Below are 18489 nucleotides of genomic sequence, written 5' to 3'. Positions count from 1 at the left end.
TAAAAAGCCTTACCTTTAAGGCTTTAACACCTCAATATTGAAGCCTTTTATACATCCAATTAAAAAAGAGAACCCTATAATATGGGTAAAATTTCTGCTGATTCTCCTTGTTATTTTCTATGCATGGTCTATTGCCAGCACACTCAATATAGTAGTCGATTATTTACAATGTAAAAGTTGCCATTTTGGCCTCTACTTATTCCTGAAATTCTTTTCACTGTTCTACATACCCTGTGCCTTCTATAAACTGTCAAAACCGAAGAAACTGTGGGGCTGGATCTACATTTATGCTGAACAACTGTTCTCTCTGGTCATTCACTTAGGAATGGCATATAGTTACTTCACAGGCAATGGCAGCATCAGCGGCTTTCTGATACCAGTAATGATAAGGGGATTCTTTGTTTATTGCTTATGCATAGATCCGCTAGCCGAATATTTTGGCGCCTATGTTGGGTATAGACAAATAGCCAGAACCATTATCATTCCCTTTGCAGTGATCTATATTCTAATAATGTACCTCTTCTGAAATTATTAAAAGCTACGAAACAATACGCACCACACCGATGGTTGCAATCCCTGTCAACACAATTTTTTCAATATTAGAAACCATAAGCTCGTTCACTGCAAAAGCTCCTTTCGGAACATACATGCTTTATTCAGGAGATCACAAACATAGGTGGATTTCAGTTAAATATATAAATTTAGGTTGTCCGCTTCTCCAGTAGCGATACCCCAAAAAGTGCCACAAATATCCCCAATGTTAAACTCATCTCCAACCAGTACTCGTAAGGTTTAACCCATATCTCATCCAGAACATTCCATCTTCCCATTATCTCCACGAAATTCCAGAATATTATTACCGTTGGGATAGCATATCGGATGGCATAACCCATTTGCTTTACCCTGAATAAATTGCGGATCAGGAATAACGACCATAACAATGATCCGAAGGCAATCAGGTATGTTACGGGATGACGATCTCCCAAGAAAGTATGATCATAAGAGAATAATAATACCAGGTAGAATGTCCAGAGTAATGCTATTAATTCTACTGTCGTAATAACAGCAAAGTTCTTTTGTGCTTTAATGGGTTGATTACGGGGAACAGGTATCCTTAAATGTGTCTGTAACCAGGAGAAGAATACACATCCTGTTTTTGCGCTGAACAGGTAATGCAATATCATGATCACAAGAAATCCCGCTGATGCAGGCATGATCAGGTACTCAGGTTTGGTAACTACTTTTCCGTTTTCAATGAGGGGTTGTACATTGTACCGGTGTGCAATGTAAACGAAACCGAATTCTATCCAGCCTGTCCAAATGAATAAGCCGGCAAATAGTCCGGCAAATGTACCTTTATTCTCCGTTTTCAGTCTGCTACCGATGATAAGGAGCAGTAATCCTGCGAATCCGAGCAGGAAAGCAGCCAGGTAAACATGTGCATGACCAAAGGTTTTCTCCATTACAATCATCAGGGCATGTCCAAGAGGCATAGTGAGTAAAACAGTCAGGAATGCCAGCAGACCCGTGAATCTTTTCAAGTATTTCATTATTATTTAATTATGCTTTCTGATAGAAAAAACGGGGAGATGAGTGGAGTAATTCATCTATTGGAGTATTCCGTCTTCGGATGTAAAAGTAAGCCTATTTGTCATAAAACTGCAACAAATCCATACTTTGTCATGATAATTTTCATAAGTAATTGATAACTATATGAGTATTTTCAATTACATGATACCATTCCTTTTTGAAACTTTAAAAGTCTACATTTAGTTGTTGTCTAAAAAGCATTCAGCACTCAAATATTTACTCCCAAAAATTCCATATGGCAAAGCTCTTATCTCTACTTGCACTAATGATATACACGCATTGCTTACAAGCACAAGATTTCGGCGCATATCAAAAACATGTTTTTATTCATGGTGCTGATACATTACGCTACAGAATTTTATACCCTGAAAATTATAAAGAACACTCCTACCCTTTAGTCATTTTCCTTCATGGAGCCGGCGAAAGAGGGAATGACACCCAAATTATTTTGCAGCGGCATTCTCCATTTGCGGACAAGCCAACATCAAATTATTTACAGAAAAGGCACGCCATGTTCCCATATGGATCTTTCACGGTGAGGTAGATAATGTAATTCCTGTTAACCCTAATAGAGAACTGTATAAATCATTAAAAGATCATGGGGCTAAAAACGTGAAATACACTGAATATCCAGGCGTATACCACAATAGCTGGGTGAATGCTTTTGCAGAGCCCAATCTTCTGCCATGGTTATTCTCTTTTAAAAAATAAGCCATATTATCTACAAATTTCAAGCAAACCTCCAATCAATTCCTTTTACATTAGATGGTTTTATTCTCCTTATGGGCAAGGTTATCTACACAAAACAAAACCCTAAAAAAGCCCCGTTTTCCATCTGGCAGTGACTTTACCAATGAGGGCATGAATATTGGCTCATTCAGTTGTAAATAATAATCAAAAAAAATTTATGGCAAATACCACAGGTGGAAAACCTACAACTGAAAAAGACAATAAGTCCTTAGCAAAGTCTACCGGCAAAAATGAAAAAATGGGAAATAACGAATTCCATAAATTCTTTGTTGACGAACTAAAAGATATTTACTGGGCAGAAAAACATCTTGTAAAAGCTTTACCTAAAATGAAAAAAGCAGCTACCAGTACTGAATTGGCTAGTGCATTCGAAAAGCATACACAAGAGACACAAACTCACATCGAAACATTGGAACAGGTATTTAGCCTATTAGGAGAAAAACCAGCGACGAAAAAATGTGATGCAATGGAAGGCCTCTTAGCTGAAGCAAATTCAATAATTGATGATACCGATAAGGATACTATGATCAGAGATGCGGGTCTGATTCTCGCAGCGCAAAAAGTAGAACACTATGAGATTGCTACTTATGGAACACTAAGAGCTTTCGCTCAGAACATGGGTAATACAGATGTCGAAGATTTATTACAACAGACGTTGGAAAATGAAAAAGCGACAGACGTTGCACTGACTGAAATAGCAGAAGCAAGTATTAACGAAACTGCCAGCGAAGAATAAGGAACATTATTTTATAAAATATAGCGTTACTCCCGGAGCTTGTATCAAACAATGGTACAGGCTTCTTTTTTGCTCCTGATAAACCAATTATAAAAAAAGAAACCAGAAATAATTCCGGCCTCTTTTTCTTCTACTAAGAATTGCTATATCCTCAGTAATTAAATTCTCCCTTTCGATGCAAAAGAGCATATAGTATTTATCCGCAAAAAGATGGCAGGCAATAACACCCTATCAAAATATCTTATTACGTCAGCATATGGTCCAATGCTCCCCCTATACCTTTCAGGCAATTCAATAGCAATGGCAACAGATCGCGATGGCATTCTATGCAATCTAAAGTCCTTTTTCTGGTAAAACATAAGTATAAAATTTATTGTGAACTTATATATAATGCCCCCAATATCGTTCCCCCATTATTACTTACACTCAGAATAATGGGGAACCAGTCAGTGAAGAAGCCTGCCTATAGACAACCTGGCAAATAAAACAGGGGTCAATTATATTTTTATATAGATACATTTCGCAGTAATGTCGCTGTTATTATTGCCCAAAACGGGAATTCAGGGATTTATTCAGTCCTGCGCCATTTTCTCTCACTTCCTGTAAATGCACGCCTATCAAACTAATGCTTTAAAATAATCACTGTAGCTTAAACCGGGTATATTTTTTGGATATGTCCTTTTAACTATGTAAGTGCTAAAACATAATTTTTCTTATTTCACGCCTTCACGAGTCTCCAGGAACACTATCATTATAAATAATTACGTATGAATAATTTACCAAATAGACAGCCAAAGGCTGACTTAATTTGCTTTTCACATCTGCGCTGGAATTTCGTATTCCAGCGGCCACAACATCTAATGACGAGATTTACCGGATATATGCGCGTATTTTATGTAGAAGAATATGTAATTGATAACGTAGAGATCCCTTTTCTTCAGGTGAATAACATTGATGAAAATCTCTGGATTGTCACACCACACTTACCTGAAAACTTAATTAAAGAAGAGAAAAATATCATAACGGGACTCATCGAGCAATTAATGAAAACGTACCAAATAACCAGATTTATTAGTTGGTACTATACTCCTATGGCCATGAATTATAGCCGTAACCTGCAACCTGAAAAAATGATTTTTGATTGCATGGATGAATTGTCTGCTTTTAAGTTTTCACCACCGGAGCTAAAACAACGGGAACATGAATTACTAAACCGGTGCGACATGGTTTTTACAGGCGGAGATAGTCTTTTTCAGATCAAACGTAATCAGCATGATTCTGTGTTTTTATTTCCAAGTAGCATAGACTTTCAGCACTTTTCATCAGCACGGTCTTCCCTTCCCGATCCCGAGGATCAGCGTGATATCCCATTTCCAAGAATGGGCTTCTTCGGTGTCATAGATGAAAGATTTGACATCTCACTATTGAAGAAAATGGCTAATAAAAGGCCACACTGGCATTTTATTATGCTGGGACCAATCGTTAAAATCGATCCGGCTTCATTACCCAATAATGCAAATATTCACTACCTGGGCATGAAGACATACGATCAGCTGCCAACATATATTAGCAATTGGGAAGTCGCATTAATCTTATTCGCACTCAATGAATCAACCCGGTTTATTAGTCCTACGAAAACGCCTGAGTATCTGGCAGCAGGCAAACCAGTTGTATCTACCCCAATTGCAGATGTAGTTAAAGCATATGGAGTAAAAGACCTTGTACAGATAGCTACCAGTGCAGAAACTTTTATAGTAGCCATTCAAAAAGCTATGGATAACCCAAACAATCAAAAATGGAAAAAAGCTGTTGATGCAAATCTGGCTGCTAATTCATGGGATCTTACCTGGAAAAAAATGGCCACATTGATCGGCATTGACTTAATTAAAGGTAACCAAGAGGCTCATTCTAAAAACACTAAAATATATGTATGATTATGTGATAATCGGTGCCGGCTTTGCAGGAAGTGTACTTGCTGAAAGGCTCGCTAATGATGGTAATAAGAAAGTTTTATTGATCGATAAACGAAATCATATAGGCGGGAATGCATATGATTATTACGACGATGCAGGTATACTTATTCATAAATACGGACCTCATATTTTCCATACTAATTCCCCGGATATATTTAAATATTTATCTGATTTTACAAAATGGCGGAGTTATGAGCACAGGGTTTTAACTGCTGTAGATGGCCAATTACTACCTATGCCCATTAATCTGGATACTGTAAACCGACTATATAATCTCAACCTCACCAGTGAAGAACTTGTTACCTACTTCGCTGAAAAAGCAGAAGATGTTGATATCATTAATACCTCTGAAGATGTGATAGTGAGCCAGATTGGAAGAGATCTGTATGAGAAATTTTTCCGTGGATATACCCGCAAGCAATGGGATGCCGATCCTTCAGAATTAAGTGCCATGGTAACTTCCCGGATTCCCGTTCGCACAAACCGGGACGATAGATATTTTTCAGACTCGTTTCAGGTAATGCCATTACATGGATATACCCGTATGTTTGAAAATATGCTGACGCATCCTAATATCAATATCATGTTACAAACCGACTATCATGATATCAAGGATGCCATTGTATATAAACAGCTGATCTTTACAGGACCTATTGACGAATACTTTGATTATTGCTATGGTAAGCTACCATATCGTTCATTAAAGTTTAAACATCAGACACTGGACCAGCCAGCTATGCAAAGTGTAGCAGTCGTAAACTATCCAAATGAGCAGGAATATACACGTATCACCGAGTATAAACATCTAACCGGCCAGGTACATGCCCAAACTTCTATTACTTACGAATATCCATGCTGGGATGGAGATCCGTTCTACCCTGTTCCAAAATCAGAAAACCAGGAACTATATCGTAAGTATGCAGCTTTGGCCAAAGAAGTTCCCGATGTACATTTTGCAGGCAGATTAGGAACGTATCGTTATTACAATATGGATCAGGTAGTAGCACAGGCCCTCACGCTTTACAAAAAGCTTATCACCAATGATTCTCTGATAAGGGAGGCGATTGCAGAGACATTACCATAAACCAGATAATGAAACACAATAATACAGGTCCGGAAATATGGGCCGGAATTGAATGTACTATTAATCGTATCGGAAATGTCTATCATCAGCAACTGGAGAAAAGTGGCCATTTAAAAAGACTGGATGACCTGGATAAATTTGCAGCATTAGGTATTAAAACAATCAGGTACCCTATTTTATGGGAGCAGATAGCCCCGGGTAAACTGGAAGACGCCGACTGGAGCTGGGCAGATGAACGTCTGAACAGATTGCGTCAATTAGGAATTTGTCCCATCATCGGGTTCGTGCACCATGGCAGTGGCCCGATACACACAGATCTAACAGACCCTGAATTTCCGGTTAAACTGGCTGCATATGCAACTGCCTTTGCAGCAAGGTATCCGTGGATTAAATATTACACACCAGTGAATGAACCTTTAACTACTGCAAGATTTAGTGGTTTGTATGGTCACTGGTATCCTCATGGGCATGATAATAATATATTTTCCATCGCATTGATCAACCAATGTAAGGCCATTGTACTTTCCATGCAGGCCATCAGGAGAACAATACCAGATGCAAAATTGGTGCAAACAGAAGATCTCTGCAAAATTTATAGTACCCCCATACTTGCCTATCAGGCAGCGTTTGAAAATGACAGACGATGGTTGAGCTTTGATCTGTTATGCGGGAAAGTGGACGAAAACCATCCCATGTGGGATGAACTTTTATCCTATAATATTCTCCCGGACACCTTAACCTGGTTTACTGATAATATATGCCTGCCGGAAATAATAGGGATCAATCATTACCTTACCAGCAACAGATTTCTGGATGAAAATCTTAGTCTATATCCGGATCACTTTCATGGTGGTAACTCCTACCAGCGCTATGCAGATGTGGAAGCTTTAAGGGTACCTGATATCGACTCCTGCCAGCTCTACTCATTATTAAAAGAGGTTTGGAACAGATATGGGCTACCAATTGCGATAACAGAGGTACATCTGGGAGGCCATAGAGAAGAACAGTTACGCTGGTTAAAAGAATGCTGGGAAACTGCGCAGCAATTATATACTGAAGGTATTGATATAAAGGCAATCACTGTTTGGTCACTTTTAGGTTCATTTGACTGGAATAGCCTTGTGACCCGGAATGATCATTTTTATGAATCAGGGGTTTTTGATATAAGCAATAATACACTAAGACCTACAGCCTTAAGTACGATGATGAAAGGTCTAATTAAAGGGCATAACTATGATATACCATTATTGAATAAGCCAGGTTTCTGGAAAAGAGCAGACCGGTTTTTATTACAATATCAATCCGAATTAGTGCTTTCCGGTTTCGACGATGAAATGGATGATGAGCCGGTAGCACCTGTTTTAATAATTGAATCTGATACTGATATATCAAACGCCTTTGCTACATGTTGCAGATCGAGAGCAATTCCTTATCAGATGGTTTCAATGCATGGGCAAGATCAAATAGATTACCTGACAGTCAGGGAAATGACTGAACTATATAAGCCATGGGCAGTGATCAGTACAATTGCATACAATACGAATTTTAGAAAGCATACTTCAGATCTGATGAATCTTGCTGATATGAGTGTGCAGAATAAGAGTCAATTACTTGTCTTTTTACCCGACAATGCCGGGTGTACTATAGGTTTATTGAAGATAATGCCGGATGCAATGATAGTAAATCGTTTACAGTGTTCTGCTGAATATAGTCCTGTGCAGGTAAACAGGTGGATGGATCTGTTGATAGATAAAGCATTCGGGGCTATTGATGCAGCTTAATACCTAGTTCACAGGATAAAAATAAAAAACAACTCCCCCTGAAACTTAAAAAATAACGGCAAAGCAGATTAATACCTGCTTTGCCGTTAGAATATAATCTCTTATCAGCTGGGTTGCAGCTCACTTACATGACTCGTTTGCTTAGCACTTGATACTGGCGCCTGCAAAAATTTTCCCAACATGATCTCCGCTGTCTGCAATGCTCCTTCCACCCATCCCTGTCCATCAGAATACGCTTCTCCACAAATGTATAATGGTGTGCCTGCTATCGGATTAGTGATCTGGTCCTTTACCTCCCAGCTCTTCACTCCGATATTCCAGCTATTCCATCCACCACCATATGGATCTTCACCCCAATCACGGAAAGCAGCACTCTTCACCAGTGGCGTATAATCCAATCCATGCATCTGTTGCAACTGTCGGGCTATTTCATCCACCATACGACGGGGTGCCTGGTATTCATCCCATGTCTGATTCAGCCGTCCTTGTGCTGGTAATGCAGACTTTTCATTTTTATCATCATCTCCGATAAATGGATCTACCACCTTTGAATGCGAACGGCCAGCCTTCCAGCCCTCAGACCGTTGAGGTCTTAATCCATCCCAGAAACCAATATTATTACCATCATCATAACTAGCCAGCAACATCGCTCTGCCATTCACAGCTGGTGTACCATCACTGTTTGGCCAGTAGTATGTTTGTCTTACAGGCAGGTCAGTTACAGAACGACCTGATTGTACCGGAACGAATTTACCATTCGCATCAGTAAACCCAGCTATTCTCCACCATGGATTTGCATAAGTAGTGAAGAGTTTAAACAGTGGTCTTGGTGTCACACTTTTGATCAATGGCTGGATCTGTTGTAACAGTGGACTTTCAGGCTGTAGCAGATCCAGGGCACGACGCGGCATAGCCAGTATCAGTTTTCCAGCAGTAATAGTTTGTCCATCATTAAAATTGAGTGTAAACTGTCCGTTTGTATATTCAAATCCACGGAGTTTTCGTTCCAGACGTACTTCTCCTTTATCTTTTTCAAACAGCTCTGCCAACGCAATAGGCACCTGTTGGAAACCATTGGTAAAGCCTTTATATTTTGGCGTCATACCAAAGTCTGATAGGTACCAGGGAATAGCATCACTTGCATTCCAGTTCACCAGTGTAGAATCATAACCACCAGCATCCATACTGAACTGGTAACCTTCACTGCTGATCACCCTGTACAGCAGATTCCAGAAACCCCACTGGTATAAAGGTACTCCATCAAAATACGCTTCCTTTGTCATTTCACGACGTTCTTCTTCCTTCAGATCTGGATTTGTGATACCCGGTACTATCTGTTCAATGGCGTTCACTATGATTGCACCCGGACCATTTCCTTTTTCCAGGAATGACATATTGTAAGGTACTTTATCAGGCCTTGTTGCAAAGTCAACCAAACGCAGGTATTCACCACGCAGGTATGCCAGATTCTGAGGTTCATCTACCGGAAAATCATAGAGTGTGATCTTTTCCGCAGGTGGTAATTCTCCATTGAGGGTATCAATCAGGTTTACGATCAGGTGCTGGGTATTTTCCAGGATACGCATACCACCCAGTTCTGCTGTCATATTAGGTATTTCAGGTGGTTTTACTGATAGTAAACGTCCTCCTATATGATCGCTGCCTTCGAATACAACGATCCTCTGATCAGGGAATTGCTTTTTCAGTTTCCAGGCGCTATATACACCGGAAACACCGCCACCTACGATAGCGATATCGATTTGTTCGTTTGCCATAAGGTTAATGGTTTTAGAAGATTGAAGGAATGTTGGATGGTATATGTGCATTACCTACAGACAACAGTTTTGCTTTTACTGTATCCTGGTGGAAATAATCCAATACCGGTTGCTGGCTGTAATATGCGGTGATTGTATCAGATGTGGTGGGAGCGGTTGGCGTATTGCCAGCGATTCTCATATCCAGGATATAAGAAGTGGTTTGCGTGAGCACATGCTCAATACCTCTTCTGATCGCGTCTTTCACTGCTCCCGGTGTTTTCACTATTTCTCCGTTCTCACCGCCAAAAGCTTTGGCCAGTGATACGAAATCAAGTTTGGGTCTTTCGAGACGCAGGTATGGAGGATCCATCGTTTTGGGTTTCCAGCCATAACCGGGTGCACTGCCATAAGAACCCACTACCTGTTGTAAACCCAGTTGCAGGGTATGATACTCCTGGTTGTTTGTAATGATATACAGAATAGGTAGTTGCTCATGTGCAGCTGTCCAGAAGGTCTGCGGATAGAATAACGAAGAACCATCTCCCACTGCATTGATCACCAGTTTTGTACCTGTACCTTGTGAGGAGGCATTTTCCAGTTTAATGCCCAGAGATGCCGGCATTGACCAACCTAATGAACCTCCGGCTACACAGTAATAGCTTACCGGTTTCGCACCATTGTTACTGAATGGCAGATAATATTGAAAAGGAGCGCCATCGGATACTGCTTCATGCACATATACGAAGTTATCCACCAGTTTCCTTTCTTCAATTTCCTCTTTCAATGCTTTAGCGATTACAACAGACCATATATCTTCCTGCTCCATGGCTTCCAGCAGATATTTATCCCAGTCGGCCGCTCTTTTTACAGACAACAACTGCATCCGTTCATTTCTGGCGGCAGCACCTGCGGGAGGAGTTGGTTTAATATAACTATTCAGGATAGGCAGCGTTGCTTTAATATCACCGAAAATCGCTGATTCTCCGTAATAGTTCTTCGCAATATCCCAGGTATTGTTTGTGAGGTATACCTGTTTCAGTGCAGGAGGGAATAGTGGTCCGTCGGAATATTTATATACAGCCAGCTGTGCCTGTGCCCCAAATCCAACCAGGAATGCCACATCATGATCTTTAAACACACCCTGTACGCCCGCCTGACTACCGGGTAGTTCTCCCTGCCAGTGATAGTCATTATTAGGGAAATTAGCCACGCTACTAAAACTTTGCAATACGACAGGTGCTCCCAGCAGTTCAGCCAGTTCCTGCAATTCTGTCCAGGCATCAGCATACCCTACTGCATCGCCGGCTACTATAACTGGATTTTTAGCTGCCGCGAGAATACCTGCAGCCTGTTTGATAGACGCATCATCTCCAGTAAAATGTGGGGAAATACGGGTCACACCTTTGACCTTATCTTCATCTCCAATAGCCACCATGGTAAAATCCCATGGAATAGATACGAATACAGGGCCATTAGGTGGCGCCATGGCTTCTTTAAATGCACGTTGTAATACTAATGGAATTTCATCAGGGGTACGCACTTCATGCGCCCATTTAGTGTACTGTCTGGCAAGGTCTACCAGATTTGATGCCAGTAACGGTTCCTGGGTGACCAGTTCATTCTGTTGCTGGCAACAAAGGATCACCAGTGGCACCTGAGAACGGTAAGCATTGAACAAATTGCCTATACTATGGGCAATACCCGGTGTAACGTGAACAACCAATACACCTGGTTTACCTGTCATCCGGGCGGATCCCATTGCCGCACCAATGGCAATGTTTTCATGAAGACACTCAATATAGCGCACTTCATTCTCCGGGTAAGAAGTACCATCAATAATTGGGATTTCATTGGTGCCCGGTACACCGAAAATGTAATGGATACCCAGATCTTTCAGGATATCGAATACATAGTCACGTGTCCAGCGTGTGGTCTGGTCGAACGCGTGGTCGATCACATCTTCACTGGCCTGGCGCGCAGCCTGAGCCATTTGTTGTGTTGTCATATAATGGAATTTTGGAGTTTGGTTCTTAAGGGCTTCTTGTTGTGGAAAATTTATTTTGGTATTACAAATAGGGTATCGGTATGCTAACTGCTGAAATAACAACTGTTCACTTCCAATTGTTTAGGGGTGTTTGAAAAAATCGGGTAGGATTATAAAAAACAAAACCCACTCGATGAGCGGGTTTTGCTTTAAATTTAATTATATGATTATACTATAGGTACACCATCTTTTATTTGTTGTTGTTCCAGATAAGGTTTCCTGTAGTTTTCCAGGAATTGCTTTTTAGCATCCCTGCATGAACTCACTCCACCAATAAACTTTAACGTCCTGATATAATACCAGGCAAAATCTACCTGTCCTGTCAGAAAGCCAGATCTTGCACTGGCAGGATAAAGATGGTGGTTATTATGCCATTCACCGGCCACAATACCAGGCCACCACTGATTGATAGATTTATCTTTATGATTGAAATCAAATCCGGATACATGCTTCGTTTCACCTTTCGCATGGCCTTCATAATTAAAAGTTCTCACACCCACTCCCCACACAAAAGCACCAGCCATGATAGACACTACCAGATATACTCCACCTATAAAATAAAATATCGTTAGCCAGAAAGCCAGATTACCCAAAGTAGATAATAACGCATTCAAAGGATGCGCAATTGAACCCCACTTCTGATAAGTAGCATAATCATTCGCTTTCACACCGGTATGACTCAACATCGCTGCGGCTTTATAATAGTCCTCCTCACTGAGATCTTTCGCAATAGGCTGATGATTGGCATCTGCCAGAAAGCAATATAAAAAACCTGCCTCTGCATTATAAGGATCTCCCGGCTCATCAGATAATGCATGGTGCACATGATGAGATACGATATACAGTTCTTCCGGTATTAGTTTAAATACAAGGTTTTGAGTAAAAAACCGCCAGAATTTATTACTAAAAGTATACGCCTGATGTGTGCCATAACGATGATACCAGATAGTGCCATGTGTGCCCATGAAAATCATTCCATACACAAAAGCCACCAGCAAATACCATACATTAAAGTCGTGTATCTCTTTCCAGATAAAAAAGAAAAAGAACGGGGCAAGGCTTAAAGTGCTTAACCATGAAAAGAAAGGTAACCAGTTCTTTCTTGAAGCAAAAATGTTGATCCTGCTAAAAAACTCGGTGAATAACTGTCTTGACGTAGGTTTTACCAGTGCACCATCGCTGGTTTTCCACCCGTATCCGGGAGGAGCTAATACATTCGAAATAAATGACATTATTTAATAACAATTTCTAAAGTGAAAACAGTTGTAGGTAAAGCTCAGGGCTAAATATATCGATTTTATATCACTTTACATATTATATTTCTAAATATAATATTGAACGACAATTTTTTATGTTTCATTAAAATATTTAGTCACCTGATTCGTCAATAAATTGGTATGAAGAAATTTATCACATGCCTGAAGATAGCACTTTCAGGGCTATTATTATTGATAATCATAGTGTTAATATACATGAAACACCCATTATTCGGAGAAAAACCTTCGGGAAAGAGATTAGAATTGATTAAACAATCGCCGCATTTCAAAGACGGACAGTTCCAGAACATTCACAATACACCGCAATTGTCAGACGGGTATAGCATGGGAGGTGTTTTATACGATTTTATGTTCAAAAAACGACTACGCCCGCGCCCTGTAGATTCATTGCCTTCGGTAAAAACTGACTTACTGGCCCTTACCCCCAATCAGGATGTATTGGTCTGGTTTGGTCACTCCTCTTATTTTATACAGGCAGGTGGAAAACGTTTTCTGGTAGATCCTGTATTTTCCGGCAGCGCTTCACCCTTACCCGGAGGAACCAAGGCATTTAAAGGGGCAGATATTTACACGGTTGATGATTTTCCGGCAATTGACTATCTCTTCATATCACACGACCATTACGATCACCTGGATTATAAGACCATACTCGCACTAAAAAGCAAGGTGGGTAAAGTGATCTGCGGACTGGGAGTAGGTGCTCACTTCGAAAGATGGGGCTATACACCTGACCAGATCGTTGAGACTGACTGGTGGCAGGATGTGGATCTGGGAGATGGATTTATTGTACATACCGCTCCTACCCGCCATTTTTCTGGCAGGAGCTTTTCCCGGAATAATACACTCTGGCAATCTTACATATTGCAAACGCCGGCCATGAAGATCTATATAGGTGGTGATAGTGGTTATGATACTCATTTTGCAGAGATAGGAAAGAAATTCGGTCCGATAGATTTTGTAATTCTTGAAAATGGCCAATATGACCTTGCGTGGAAATACATTCATATGCAGCCGGAAGAAGTCATTCAGGCAGCAAAAGATCTGCAGGCAAAAAGACTACTCCCGGTACATTCTTCCAAGTTTACACTGGGGAATCATCCCTGGGATGAACCTTTACGAAGAATAAAGGCTATTGCGGATATTCCACTGGCTACACCTATGATCGGTCAGCTCGTAGACCTGCGGAATGATAAACAGGAGTTCAGTGAATGGTGGAAAGGAATAAACTAAAATATAAGATCCTTCACAATACCAATCTGTACTTTTCCATAAGATGTAGACACCACCCCGACGTCATTTACCAGGTAAGAAAGCGTTCCGTTATTTGCTTTCAAAGCAAGTTTGGTAAAGCGGTTATAGGAGGCAATCGGCTTGCTGCTGCCAATAAACTTCCAATAACAAACGATGCCGAAAATATATAATACTACATCATATCTATAATCAGGACGCCTAAACAATTTAGGCGTCCTGATTGGAATCACTGCTTAATTATCTCCTCACGAAATACTATAGCTCCGTTGTTAAAGGTTAAAAAATAAGTGCCCGGAACAAGGCTACTTACATCGAGTGTCTGTGTACCATTATCAACATTCCCTATTAATGCTGTTTTAACTGAAACACCGTATATGTTCGTCAATTGCATATAAGAGGAACTGGATGCATCCAAACCGGCATACTGAATAGAAAGGTTAGAAATGTTTCATTGTAGGTAATTTGGGTTATTGCAAAAATATTGAGGATAATAAAATGAAATTTCATGGGTGTTATAACGAGTAATAAGTTTTAAAATAACATCCAGAAATACACAGCTACTCATTAGCATAACTAACCAATTTTAACATTCCATATACAATCTGAATACTAAATTGCACAAAACCCGGAAACGTCCATACCTACAAACAGAACCCAACATATGCAGAAAATTTTTGCTGTACTGGCTCTAATATTTTCTACGTTTACAAGCATGCAAGCCGTGGCCCAGCATAGGTATACCATTAGCGGTATCATTCGTGATAAAACTACCGGCGAAACTTTAATTGGCACTTCTATACGCATTCTTCCACAGGCTAAATACAGCAGTACAAGTAATAACTATGGATTTTATGCGATCGTTGTTCCTGAAGGCGATTATACGATGGTGATTAGTTATACAGGGTATAAAGCAGACACTATATCGATTTCACTTACAAAAGATCTGATACGAAATGTGTCGCTTATTCCCACCAGCGGACAACTTTCGGAAATCGTCATTACATCTGCAGCCAGCCATGACAGGCTTTCTACTGCACAAATGGGTACGCAGAAAATAAGCACCGCTGAAATTGCAAACGTTCCGGTATTTCTTGGGGAAAAAGATGTCATTAAGACTATACAACTGCTTCCAGGTGTAAAATCAGGAGGTGAAGGCAGTGGCGGATTCTATGTAAGAGGTGGCAACATAGACGAAAACCTGCTTTTACTGGACGAAGTACCGGTATACAATGCAACACATCTACTCGGTTTCTTCTCTACCTTCAATTCTGATGCGATCAAAGACCTCACACTTTATAAAGGGGCCAGTCCTGCAGAATATGGCGGTCGTCTTTCTTCCGTCGTAGATATCAGAACAAAAGATGGTAATAACCAGGAATTCCATGGTAGTGGTGGTCTTGGCATCATTGCTTCTCACCTAAACTTCGAAGGCCCTATTGTGAAAGACAAAGGTTCTTTTATGATCAGTGCCCGTCGTACTTATGCAGATGTTTTCCTGAAGCTGTCTAATAATGAAGATGTCAGGAATTCTAATCTTTATTTTTACGATGTGAATGCAAAAGCTAATTATAATCTGAATGATCATAACAGGATCTATCTTTCATTCTATAATGGAAAAGATAATCTGAAACTATCTGATCAGTTAGCACTCTACTATGGAAATACAACAGGAACCTTCAGGTGGAATCACAACTTCAATAGTCACCTGTTTTCCAACACCACACTTGCTTATAGCGATTACAACCATCACATAGAGGTGGCAGATAATTCAAGCAATACAAAAATCATCTCAAAGATCCGGGACTTTTCGTTCAAAGAAGACTTCCAGTATTTCATGGCGGGTGATGATAAAATAAAATTCGGTGTCACAGCCACCCATCATACCCTCGACCCGGGTATGGTAGATGCAAGTAAGAATTCCAGTTATAACCCTGAAACATTAGATAAGAAGTATGCATTGGAAAGTGCAGCCTACATAAACCATGAAAAAGGTTTCGGCAAGTGGAAAATCAATTATGGTCTGCGGCTTTCTGTCTTCAATGTATTTGGACCCGGTACTTTTTATAAATTTAATTCCGCAGGCGAAGCAACCGATTCTACAAAATATGCTGCCGCAGAACTTGTACAGACTTACATAAATTTAGAGCCACGTGCTGCTGCAAGTTATCAGCTGGACTCTGTGAGTTCCCTGAAATTTGCCTATTCAAGGAACACGCAGAACGTACACCTGATAAGTAGTTCCGCCTCCACCAGTCCTACCGACCTTTGGATACTGAGCAGTCCGAATGTGAAACCTGAAATAGCGGACCAGGTATCCCTGGGCTACTATCGTGATCTTAGTCATGGTCGTTATGAGTTCTCTTCTGAAATTTATTATAAACAACTACAAAACCAGATTGACTTTAAAGATGGTGCATCACTAACTGTCAACAACTATGTTGAATCACAGTTATTATACGGAAAAGGCAGAGCTTACGGACTGGAACTCTTTGCAAAGAAAAAAACAGGCAGGCTCACAGGATGGATCAGTTATACACTCTCCCGTACAGAGCGACAAATAGCTGAAATCAATAACGGAAGCTGGTATCCGACCCGCCAGGATCAGACGCATAACCTTGCTATCGTATCCATGTACCAACTGAGCAGGAAAGTGACACTGTCTGCCAACTGGGTATACAATACAGGTAATGCTGTCACTTATCCCAGTGGTAAATATGAAATCAACGAACAGACGGTATTCCTTTATGCCGAGAGAAATGGCTACCGTATGCCGGCTTACCATCGCCTGGATGTGGGTGTTACCATATATGCCAAACAAAAGAAACGCTGGAATAGCAACTGGAACTTTTCAGTCTATAATGCTTACGGGAAAGAAAACCCTTACATCATAGAATTCAAAAATGACCCTGCTAATCCTTCCCGCACCATCGCTCAGCAAACAGCACTTTTCCGCTGGGTACCTTCCATTACTTATAATTTCTCCTTTTAGTATGAAGACGAACCTCATTGCAACTTCTATCATCATATTCTTCGCCAGCTGTACCAAAACGATTGATGTCAATCTCAGAACAGCGGCTTCCCAAATTGTGATTCAGGGGAATATTACGAATCTCGGTGGCCCTTATTATGTGAAGATTAATAAATCAGTATCGTTTGATGCTGATAACACTTACCCCGCTGTTTCAGGAGCCATAGTCAGCGTTTTGGACAGCAATACCAATGTGAGAGACTATTTTACACAGACGGGTAATGAAGGGTATTATGCATCCAATAAACTCTCAGGACAGATTGGCCATACTTACAAGTTATCAGTGATCGTTGACGGGGAAGAATATACATCCAGTTCTACGATGCCGGATTATGTTGGGATAAATGAATTGACCTTCACAAAGACCAAAATTTTTAATCAGGTAAGGAATTTACCACAGGTGAACTTTAAGGATCCCCAAGGCGTTACCAACTACTACACTTTTACATTGCTGGTAAATGATGTTCCTTACAAAGCATTTTATGCATTGGATGACAGGTTGACGGATGGGAATATTATCAGGCAGCAGTTGTATATGGATAGTGCATACATACAAATGAATGATTTCGTGACAGTGGTGATGGCGAATGTGGATAAGAACGTTTATAATTACTACAATGTACTACAATCGAATAGCGGCGCGTCCAGTACCACACCTTCGAATCCACCTTCTAATATATCAAATAATGCTTTGGGATATTTCGGTGCGGAGTGTGTGGATGTGAAATCTGTGACGTTCTAAATTATGCTAAAAGTGCTCATGATTATATAATTTTGATAATGCAAAAATGCCAACAAACGAGCCGCTGAAAAATGAAGTAGATTAGGAAAAAAGGTCGAACTAGTTCAAGATGTTGTATATTGCCATGCCAATTATTAACCCTGACATATGAAATTCAATTACTTGCTTTTTCTTCTTATTGTTTTTTCAGTAGTATCCAAATCCCAGATAGTAGCGATCCCCTATAATGATGACATAAAAGTGCCGGTTATCACATTAGACATCAATGGCCAGCATGATCGCTTTATTGTCGATAGAGGAGCTGAGGTAACTATTGTTAATTCCAGATACATACAGCTTCCTGAATTAGGTAAGATAAAGGCAAATGATGCGAATAACTCGTCTAAAACAATATTCAAGAGCAAAGTAAATAATCTTAACATTGGTTCCGTGGCTATTACCAATGCAACCGCGTACAGTACTGAATTATATTGAAG

General features: G+C 40.3%; 17 protein-coding genes. 11 read left to right on the top strand and 6 right to left on the bottom strand.

The window, feature by feature from the left end; genetic code table 11:
* Nucleotides 1–37: 37 nt before the first annotated feature.
* Nucleotides 38–526 (top strand): hypothetical protein, encoded by a 489-nt coding sequence (locus QQL36_RS16540; protein WP_321570332.1) that lies wholly within the window; start codon nucleotides 38–40, stop codon nucleotides 524–526.
* Nucleotides 527–701: 175 nt separating this feature from the next.
* Here QQL36_RS16540 and QQL36_RS16535 read toward each other — a convergent pair whose 3' ends face one another.
* Nucleotides 702–1550 (bottom strand): hypothetical protein, encoded by an 849-nt coding sequence (locus QQL36_RS16535; RefSeq protein ID WP_321570331.1) that lies wholly within the window; start codon nucleotides 1548–1550, stop codon nucleotides 702–704.
* 275 nt (nucleotides 1551–1825) lie between these two features.
* On the opposite strand from QQL36_RS16535, the gene QQL36_RS16530 reads away from it, so the two are divergent.
* The 6 genes from QQL36_RS16530 to QQL36_RS16510 all read left to right on the top strand — a co-directional run bounded on the left by QQL36_RS16530 (nucleotide 1826) and on the right by QQL36_RS16510 (nucleotide 7914).
* Nucleotides 1826–2134 carry a hypothetical protein gene (locus QQL36_RS16530; RefSeq protein ID WP_321570330.1) on the top strand — a complete coding sequence of 103 codons (309 nt, stop codon included), beginning with the start codon at nucleotides 1826–1828 and terminating at the stop codon, nucleotides 2132–2134.
* Nucleotides 2056–2301 carry a serine aminopeptidase domain-containing protein gene (locus QQL36_RS35660; RefSeq protein WP_415751075.1) on the top strand — a complete coding sequence of 82 codons (246 nt, stop codon included), beginning with the start codon at nucleotides 2056–2058 and terminating at the stop codon, nucleotides 2299–2301. Before QQL36_RS16530 ends, QQL36_RS35660 begins: the two co-directional genes overlap by 79 nt.
* A gap of 196 nt (nucleotides 2302–2497) precedes the next feature.
* Nucleotides 2498–3076 carry a ferritin-like domain-containing protein gene (locus QQL36_RS16525; protein ID WP_321570329.1) on the top strand — a complete coding sequence of 193 codons (579 nt, stop codon included), beginning with the start codon at nucleotides 2498–2500 and terminating at the stop codon, nucleotides 3074–3076.
* 767 nt (nucleotides 3077–3843) lie between these two features.
* Nucleotides 3844–5010, top strand: coding sequence for a glycosyltransferase (locus tag QQL36_RS16520; RefSeq protein WP_321570328.1), 1167 nt, complete (start codon nucleotides 3844–3846; stop codon nucleotides 5008–5010).
* Nucleotides 5003–6133, top strand: a complete 1131-nt coding sequence (glf, locus tag QQL36_RS16515) for a UDP-galactopyranose mutase (RefSeq protein WP_083729432.1) — start codon at nucleotides 5003–5005, stop codon at nucleotides 6131–6133. Before QQL36_RS16520 ends, glf begins: the two co-directional genes overlap by 8 nt.
* Before the next feature lie 8 nt (nucleotides 6134–6141).
* Nucleotides 6142–7914, top strand: a complete 1773-nt coding sequence (locus tag QQL36_RS16510; RefSeq protein ID WP_321570327.1) for a family 1 glycosylhydrolase — start codon at nucleotides 6142–6144, stop codon at nucleotides 7912–7914.
* A 104-nt stretch (nucleotides 7915–8018) separates the two neighbouring features.
* Here QQL36_RS16510 and QQL36_RS16505 read toward each other — a convergent pair whose 3' ends face one another.
* From QQL36_RS16505 to QQL36_RS16495, 3 genes are all read right to left on the bottom strand, one after another.
* Complete coding sequence (locus tag QQL36_RS16505) at nucleotides 8019–9689, bottom strand: flavin monoamine oxidase family protein (protein WP_321570326.1); 1671 nt, start codon at nucleotides 9687–9689, stop codon at nucleotides 8019–8021.
* A 13-nt stretch (nucleotides 9690–9702) separates the two neighbouring features.
* A complete protein-coding gene (locus QQL36_RS16500) occupies nucleotides 9703–11676 on the bottom strand; it encodes a thiamine pyrophosphate-binding protein (protein ID WP_321570325.1) in 1974 nt (657 codons plus the stop codon).
* Nucleotides 11677–11882: 206 nt separating this feature from the next.
* Nucleotides 11883–12947, bottom strand: a complete 1065-nt coding sequence (locus QQL36_RS16495; RefSeq protein ID WP_321570324.1) for a fatty acid desaturase — start codon at nucleotides 12945–12947, stop codon at nucleotides 11883–11885.
* A 240-nt stretch (nucleotides 12948–13187) separates the two neighbouring features.
* On the opposite strand from QQL36_RS16495, the gene QQL36_RS16490 reads away from it, so the two are divergent.
* Complete coding sequence (locus QQL36_RS16490; protein WP_321570323.1) at nucleotides 13188–14222, top strand: MBL fold metallo-hydrolase; 1035 nt, start codon at nucleotides 13188–13190, stop codon at nucleotides 14220–14222.
* On the opposite strand, the gene QQL36_RS16485 is transcribed toward QQL36_RS16490, so the two are convergent.
* Together QQL36_RS16485 and QQL36_RS35655 are read right to left on the bottom strand one after the other, a co-directional pair.
* Nucleotides 14219–14449: a hypothetical protein gene (locus QQL36_RS16485; protein WP_321570322.1), complete on the bottom strand. Its 231-nt coding sequence runs from the start codon at nucleotides 14447–14449 to the stop codon at nucleotides 14219–14221. The two genes, QQL36_RS16490 and QQL36_RS16485, sit on opposite strands and share 4 nt — an antisense overlap.
* A gap of 20 nt (nucleotides 14450–14469) precedes the next feature.
* Complete coding sequence (locus QQL36_RS35655; protein WP_415751059.1) at nucleotides 14470–14658, bottom strand: T9SS type A sorting domain-containing protein; 189 nt, start codon at nucleotides 14656–14658, stop codon at nucleotides 14470–14472.
* A 246-nt stretch (nucleotides 14659–14904) separates the two neighbouring features.
* Here QQL36_RS35655 and QQL36_RS16480 point away from each other — a divergent pair, with 246 nt between their 5' ends.
* The 3 genes from QQL36_RS16480 to QQL36_RS16470 all read left to right on the top strand — a co-directional run bounded on the left by QQL36_RS16480 (nucleotide 14905) and on the right by QQL36_RS16470 (nucleotide 18487).
* Complete coding sequence (locus QQL36_RS16480; protein WP_083729446.1) at nucleotides 14905–17232, top strand: carboxypeptidase-like regulatory domain-containing protein; 2328 nt, start codon at nucleotides 14905–14907, stop codon at nucleotides 17230–17232.
* A 1-nt stretch (nucleotide 17233) separates the two neighbouring features.
* Nucleotides 17234–18013: a DUF4249 family protein gene (locus QQL36_RS16475; RefSeq protein WP_083729448.1), complete on the top strand. Its 780-nt coding sequence runs from the start codon at nucleotides 17234–17236 to the stop codon at nucleotides 18011–18013.
* A gap of 147 nt (nucleotides 18014–18160) precedes the next feature.
* On the top strand, nucleotides 18161–18487 hold the full coding sequence (locus QQL36_RS16470) for a hypothetical protein (RefSeq protein ID WP_321570321.1): 327 nt from the start codon (nucleotides 18161–18163) through the stop codon (nucleotides 18485–18487).
* Nucleotides 18488–18489: the final 2 nt, after the last annotated feature.

This window comes from Chitinophaga sp. LS1 (assembly GCF_034274695.1).
Classification (GTDB): domain Bacteria; phylum Bacteroidota; class Bacteroidia; order Chitinophagales; family Chitinophagaceae; genus Chitinophaga.
Note: the sequence above shows the minus strand (reverse complement) of the source record. Positions and strands in the feature narration are given on the sequence as shown.

Coding starts and splice junctions, on each gene's coding strand:
- QQL36_RS16535 (WP_321570331.1), bottom strand. CDS start 1,550: ATGAAATACTTGAAAAGATTCACGGGTCTGCTGGCATTCCTGACTGTT.
- QQL36_RS16530 (WP_321570330.1), top strand. CDS start 1,826: ATGGCAAAGCTCTTATCTCTACTTGCACTAATGATATACACGCATTGC.
- QQL36_RS16525 (WP_321570329.1), top strand. CDS start 2,498: ATGGCAAATACCACAGGTGGAAAACCTACAACTGAAAAAGACAATAAG.
- QQL36_RS16520 (WP_321570328.1), top strand. CDS start 3,844: ATGAATAATTTACCAAATAGACAGCCAAAGGCTGACTTAATTTGCTTT.
- glf (WP_083729432.1), top strand. CDS start 5,003: ATGTATGATTATGTGATAATCGGTGCCGGCTTTGCAGGAAGTGTACTT.
- QQL36_RS16510 (WP_321570327.1), top strand. CDS start 6,142: ATGAAACACAATAATACAGGTCCGGAAATATGGGCCGGAATTGAATGT.
- QQL36_RS16505 (WP_321570326.1), bottom strand. CDS start 9,689: ATGGCAAACGAACAAATCGATATCGCTATCGTAGGTGGCGGTGTTTCC.
- QQL36_RS16500 (WP_321570325.1), bottom strand. CDS start 11,676: ATGACAACACAACAAATGGCTCAGGCTGCGCGCCAGGCCAGTGAAGAT.
- QQL36_RS16495 (WP_321570324.1), bottom strand. CDS start 12,947: ATGTCATTTATTTCGAATGTATTAGCTCCTCCCGGATACGGGTGGAAA.
- QQL36_RS16490 (WP_321570323.1), top strand. CDS start 13,188: ATGAAACACCCATTATTCGGAGAAAAACCTTCGGGAAAGAGATTAGAA.
- QQL36_RS16480 (WP_083729446.1), top strand. CDS start 14,905: ATGCAGAAAATTTTTGCTGTACTGGCTCTAATATTTTCTACGTTTACA.
- QQL36_RS16475 (WP_083729448.1), top strand. CDS start 17,234: ATGAAGACGAACCTCATTGCAACTTCTATCATCATATTCTTCGCCAGC.
- QQL36_RS16470 (WP_321570321.1), top strand. CDS start 18,161: ATGAAATTCAATTACTTGCTTTTTCTTCTTATTGTTTTTTCAGTAGTA.